The organism is Micromonospora sp. NPDC002411, assembly GCF_053592955.1.
The window spans coordinates 1-5315 of the sequence record NZ_JBSFBM010000412.1; the positions used below are offsets into that span (position 1 = coordinate 1).

At 71.4% G+C, this 5315-nt stretch carries 6 protein-coding genes; 1 reads left to right on the plus strand and 5 read right to left on the minus strand.

The window, feature by feature from the left end:
- From ACWCO3_RS31055 to ACWCO3_RS31075, 5 genes are all read right to left on the minus strand, one after another.
- On the minus strand, positions 1-1354 hold a 1354-nt coding region (locus tag ACWCO3_RS31055; RefSeq protein ID WP_450013440.1), incomplete at its 3' end, for a hemolysin family protein.
- The gene (gene ybeY, locus ACWCO3_RS31060) at positions 1330-1803 is read right to left on the minus strand and encodes an rRNA maturation RNase YbeY (RefSeq protein ID WP_088988085.1); all 474 of its coding nucleotides are present in this window, start codon (positions 1801-1803) and stop codon (positions 1330-1332) included. The genes ACWCO3_RS31055 and ybeY, both read right to left, overlap by 25 nt.
- 15 nt (positions 1804-1818) lie before the next feature.
- Positions 1819-2877: a PhoH family protein gene (locus ACWCO3_RS31065; protein WP_450013435.1), complete on the minus strand. Its 1059-nt coding sequence runs from the start codon at positions 2875-2877 to the stop codon at positions 1819-1821.
- Between the two features lie 130 nt (positions 2878-3007).
- A complete protein-coding gene (locus tag ACWCO3_RS31070; protein WP_358167249.1) occupies positions 3008-4396 on the minus strand; it encodes a serine hydrolase domain-containing protein in 1389 nt (462 codons plus the stop codon).
- Positions 4393-4752, minus strand: coding sequence for a histidine triad nucleotide-binding protein (locus ACWCO3_RS31075; RefSeq protein ID WP_357843668.1), 360 nt, complete (start codon positions 4750-4752; stop codon positions 4393-4395). Before ACWCO3_RS31075 ends, ACWCO3_RS31070 begins: the two co-directional genes overlap by 4 nt.
- Positions 4753-4798: 46 nt before the next feature.
- Here ACWCO3_RS31075 and ACWCO3_RS31080 point away from each other — a divergent pair.
- Positions 4799-5315 (plus strand): SDR family NAD(P)-dependent oxidoreductase (locus ACWCO3_RS31080; RefSeq protein WP_450013438.1); only part of this gene is annotated, 517 nt, incomplete at its 3' end.

Here is a 5315-nt window from a genome sequence, read left to right on the forward strand (position 1 = left end):
GCCGCCCCGCGGTGTCGTGTTCGTGGCCCGGCTCCGCCCGGCTGACCAGGACGGTGTCGATCCGATTTCGCCGGCCGGTGGTGCCCTCGGCGACCAACCGGAGGCCGGCGACCTCGACCTCCGCGCCGGGGATCGGCACCCGCCCCAGCGACTGGGCGAGCAGGCCACCGACCGTCTCCACCTCGTCGGTGGGCAGGTCGGTGTCGAACATCTCGCCCAGGTTCTCCACTGGCAGGCGGGCGGTCACCCGCACCGAGGAGTCCGCCAGACGTTCGACGGGCGGGCGTTCGACATCGTACTCGTCGGTGATCTCACCGACGATTTCCTCCAGGATGTCCTCGATGGTGACCAGACCGCCGGTGCCGCCGTACTCGTCGACGACGATGACCAGGTGGTTGCGGGCCGCCTGCATCTCCGACAGCAGGTCGTCGACCGGCTTGGACTCCGGCACGAAGGTCGCCGGGCGCATCAACTCCGCCACCGGCAACTGCTCGGCCTGCGGGTCGCCGCCCCGGGAGCGACGGATCAGGTCCTTGAGGTAGAGCACACCCAACACGTCGTCGACGCTCTCGCCGATCACCGGAATGCGGGAGAATCCGGAGCGCAGGAAGAGCACCAGCGCCTGCGCGAGCGTCTTGCCCTCCTCGATCCACACCATCTCGGTACGCGGCACCATCACCTCGCGGGCGATGGTGTCGCCGAGTGCGAAGACGGAGTGGATCATCTGACGTTCGCCGTGCTCGACCACGCCGCGCTGCTCGGCCAGGTCGACAAGCTCCCGCAACTCCACCTGGGTGGCGAACGGCCCCTCCCGGAACCCGCGCCCCGGGGTGACCGCGTTGCCGATCAGGATCAGCAGCGACGCGAGCGGGTTGAGTGCCCGGCCCAGCCAGCGGACCATCGGCGCGACCGCTCGACCCACGGCGTACGCGTGCTGCCGGCCGATGGTGCGCGGCGCGACGCCGACCACCACGAAGCTGACCACTGTCATCGCGCCGGCGGTCACCAGTGCGGCCCGCCAACCCGCGCCGAAGCTGTCCACCGCGACCAACGCGACGAGCGTGGTGGCGGTCAACTCGGCGAGCAGTCGCAGGAGCAGGAGCAGGTTGAGGTGCCGGACGACGTCGCCGGCGACGACCTGGAGGGTCTTGGCACCACGCACACCGTCGCGGGCCAACTCGGCGGCTCGGGCCGGCGAAACCGCGGCGAGAGCCGCCTCGGTCATCGCGATCAGGCCGGCCAACACCACCAGGCCGGCCGCGAAGACGATCAGCTGCAGGTCAGGAAGGCCGGCGGTGGCACCGGCCGCGAGTAACGGAGGAGTGGACATCACTGGGTGCGGGTCGACCGCCAGCTGGCCAGCAGTCGGGCCTGGAGCCCGAACATCTCCCGCTCCTCCTCCGGCTCGGCGTGGTCGTAACCGAGCAGGTGCAGCACCCCGTGCACGGTGAGCAGGTGCAGCTCGTCGGCGGGCGTGTGCCCGGCGGTCGCCGCCTGCTTGGCCGCGACCTCGGGGCACAGCACGATGTCGCCGAGCAGGGCCGGCTCGCCGCCGGCCGGCGCGGATTCACCCGGGCCGTGGTCGACGCTGCCCTCGTCCATGGGGAAGGCGAGCACGTCGGTCGGCCCGTCGCCGCCCATCCAGTGGTGGTTCAGCTCGGTCATGTACTCGACGTCGACCAGCAGCACGGACAGCTCGGCGAGGGGGTTGACCCCCATCTCGTCGAGGGCGTGCCGGGCGACGGCGAGCACGGCGTCCGTGTCGACGTCGACACCGGACTCGTTGGCGATCTCGATGGACAACTGCTTTCCTCTGCTTTAGCGGCGGCGGCCGGCCCGGCCGCCCTGGGCGGGTCGCCCGGGCACGGCATGGACGCCCTGCGCCTGCTGGTTCTCCCGCTCGGCGTCCCAGCGGGCGTACGCGTCGACGATCTCCCCGACCAGCCGGTGGCGGACCACGTCGGAGCTGGACAACTGGGCGAAGTGCACGTCCTCGACGTTTTTCAGGATCTCGCGGACCACCCGCAGACCGCTGGTCGTCCCGCCGGGAAGGTCCACCTGGGTGACGTCACCGGTGACGACGATCTTGGAGTTGAAGCCGAGTCGGGTGAGGAACATCTTCATCTGCTCGGGCGTGGTGTTCTGCGCCTCGTCCAGGATGATGAACGCGTCACTCAGCGTCCGACCCCGCATGTACGCCAGTGGCGCGACCTCGATCGTCCCCTGGGCCATCAGCTTCGGGATCGTCTCCGGGTCGAGCATCTCGTGCAGCGCGTCGTAGAGCGGGCGCAGGTACGGGTCGATCTTCTCGTTGAGCGTGCCGGGCAGGAAGCCCAGGCGCTCCCCCGCCTCGACCGCCGGCCGGGTCAGGATGATCCGGTTGACCTGCTTGGCCTGCAACGCCTGGACGGCCTTCGCCATCGCCAGGTAGGTCTTGCCGGTGCCGGCCGGGCCGATGCCGAAGACGATGGTGTTCGAGTCGATGGCGTCGACGTAGCGCTTCTGACCGAGGGTCTTGGGTCGGATGGTGCGCCCGCGACGGGAGAGGATGTTGAGCGTCAGGACCTCGGCGGGCCGCTCGGCGCTGCCCTGCTCGAGCATGCCGACGGTACGCCGGACGGCGTCAGTGGTCAGGGTCTCGCCTTTCTCGATGAGTTCGAGCAGCTCGCTGAAGACCCGCTCGGCGAGGGCGTTGTCCGCGGGGTCACCGGTGATGGTGATCTCGTTGCCGCGGACGTGCACGTCACTGGTGACCGAGCGTTCGACGAGTCGGAGGATCTCGTCGCCTGCGCCGAGCAGATTGACCATGATCTTCGAGTCGGGCACGGTGATCCTGGTCTGCACCCGGGGCGGGCCGGGAGGTGGGGTGCCGGTCATAGGTCGGGCCGAAGGGCCCTGCGCCACCTGCTCTCGATCTCGGCGCCGGCCTGCTGGCTGGCGTGCGGACGTTACACCCATCGTATCCGTTGAACGCGGGCCGCATCGCGCCCATTTCCGCTGGCCGCGATCAACGCCCGGCCCGGAAGTCGTACCTGTCGAAGGTCTCCTGGTGGCGGGTGAACCGGTACGTCGCCCAGTGCATCCGGACCACCACGCCGGCCTCGTCCCGGGTCAGTCGCAGCAACTCACCGACCTCCCGGCCGGACGCCGTACGGAACACGTCCGGCTGGTCCGGTAGGGGCACGAAGACCGCCGGCGGACGTCCGGCCGGGTCCCCTACCCCACGCGCCCGCAGGGATCCGTCCTGCCAGGAGAAGACGTACTCGGAACCCTCGCCCCACCAGCGGCCGAGCATGCCCCGCAGGGCCGCCGGCGCGGGTGCCCCCGGTCGCCACGGCGCGATGTCGGCCGGGTCCCGCTCGACCGCCGCGGCGAGCAGCCGGTGCGTCAGGTCGAACAGTTCGGCCGCCGTACCGGACGAGCCGAGCACCGCGGCGCCCATCGCACCGGCCGTCCCGTCGCCTCCCCTGCGGCCGTACACACCGGCGAGGAAACCGGGCATCGCCCCGTCGTGCCCCACGTGCATCACCCGTTCCCCCTGCGGGATCAGGATCAGCCCGAGCCCGAAGCCCGCGCCCCAGAGCGTCTCGTCGGTGGTGGTCACCGGCCAGCGCATCTCGTCCAGCGTCGCGGGGGCGAGCACCGCGCCGGCCGGGTCCAGTGCCACCGGGTCGGCCAGGAACGCCGCCCACCGCGCCATGTCGGTAGCTGTGCTCCAGAGCTGCGCGGCCGGGCCGACAGCACCGAAGTCGGTCGGTGGCTCCGGGTGCGCCTCGTCGGAGTACGCGTCGACCAGGAACCCGGTGGCCGCCGTCGGCCGGGGAGTGACCGTGGTGTCGGTCAGCCCGAGCGGCGTCAGGATCCGCTCGGTCAGCGCCTGCGCCCAGCTCTCGCCGCGCAGCCGAGCGACGAGTTGACCGAGCACGGCCATGCCCAGGTTGGAGTAGTGGAACCGGCGGCCCGTCGGCAGCACCCGCTCGGCCCGGACCAGCTCCGCCACCAACTGGTCGGCGTCCGGTGCGCGCAGGCTGTCCCACACGTCGCCGAACGGCTCGCGTTGCAGGCCGGCGGTGTGCGACAGCAACCGGCGCACGGTCAGCTCGCCGTGTGCGGGCAGGTCCAGGTGCCGACCCACCGGGTCGTCCAGGTCCAGCAGCCCGTCGTCGCGGCACTGGAGGGTGAGCACCGCGGTGAAGGTCTTCGTGACCGAGCCGATCCGGAACTGGGTGTCCGGCGTCAACGGGCTGTCGGTCCCGGTCTCACCGACGGTGCAGGTCCAGAGCGGCCGGTCGGCCCGGTGCAGCGCCACCGACACCGCCGGCACCCGGGCGTCGGCCTGCACCTGCCGGACGAGTCGACCCAGGTGCTCGTGCACACGACTGTCGGGTTCGCTCACGCCAGGTCCCGGGCCAGCATCGGGCCGAGCGGCGCACCACCGAGCAGGTGCGCGTGCACGTGGAACACCTCCTGCCCGCCGTACACGCCGGTGTTGAACATCAACCGGAAGCCGTCGCCGAGCAGACCCTCGTCCTCGGCCACGGCGGCGGACGTCGCCAGCACGTCGGCGGCCAGCGCCGGGTCACCCTGCGCGAGGGTGGCGACGTCGGCGTAGTGCTCCTTCGGAATGACCAGGACGTGCACCGGCGCCTTCGGGTCGATGTCGCGGAAGGCGAGCGTGGTGTCGGTCTCCCGGACCACGGTGGCCGGGATCTCCCCGGCGACGATGCGGCAGAACAGGCAGTCGGATCCCATCGGGGCAGTGTAAAGACGAGCTCGCGGCTCGGGCAGGATGGCCGGCATGACGGATCGGGCGGTACTCGTGACCGGAGCCTCGCGTGGGATCGGCGCCGCGGTGGCGCAGGCGTTCGCCCAGAGCGGCGACCGGGTGGCGATCCACCACCGCGACTCCGCCGACTCGGCCGAGGAGGTGCGCGCGCGACTCCCCGGCGCCGGGCACGTGGTGGTCCGCGCGGACCTCACCGACCCGGACGCGGTCCGGGCCATGGTGGACCGGGCCGCCGAGGTGCTCGGCGGGTTGGACGTCCTGGTCAACAACGCCGGCACGTACGGCGACCGGGACGACCCGCACCCGATCTTCGGCGGCTCCTACGAGCACTGGCAGAAGCGCTGGCGGCAGGTGCTGGAGACCAACCTGACCGGTGCCGGCAACGTCATCTGGTGCGCTGCCCAGCACATGCGCGACAGTGGCGGGCGGATCGTCAACGTCTCGTCCCGAGGCGCGTTCCGGGGTGAACCGCACCAGCCGGCGTACGGGGCCAGCAAGGCAGGGTTGAACGCGCTGGGCCAGTCCCTCG

Bases quoted from the DNA above. Each gene is read 5' to 3' on its own strand.
- ACWCO3_RS31065 (WP_450013435.1), bottom strand. From the start codon at position 2,877: ATGACCGGCACCCCACCTCCCGGCCCGCCCCGGGTGCAGACCAGGATC.
- ACWCO3_RS31075 (WP_357843668.1), bottom strand. From the start codon at position 4,752: ATGGGATCCGACTGCCTGTTCTGCCGCATCGTCGCCGGGGAGATCCCG.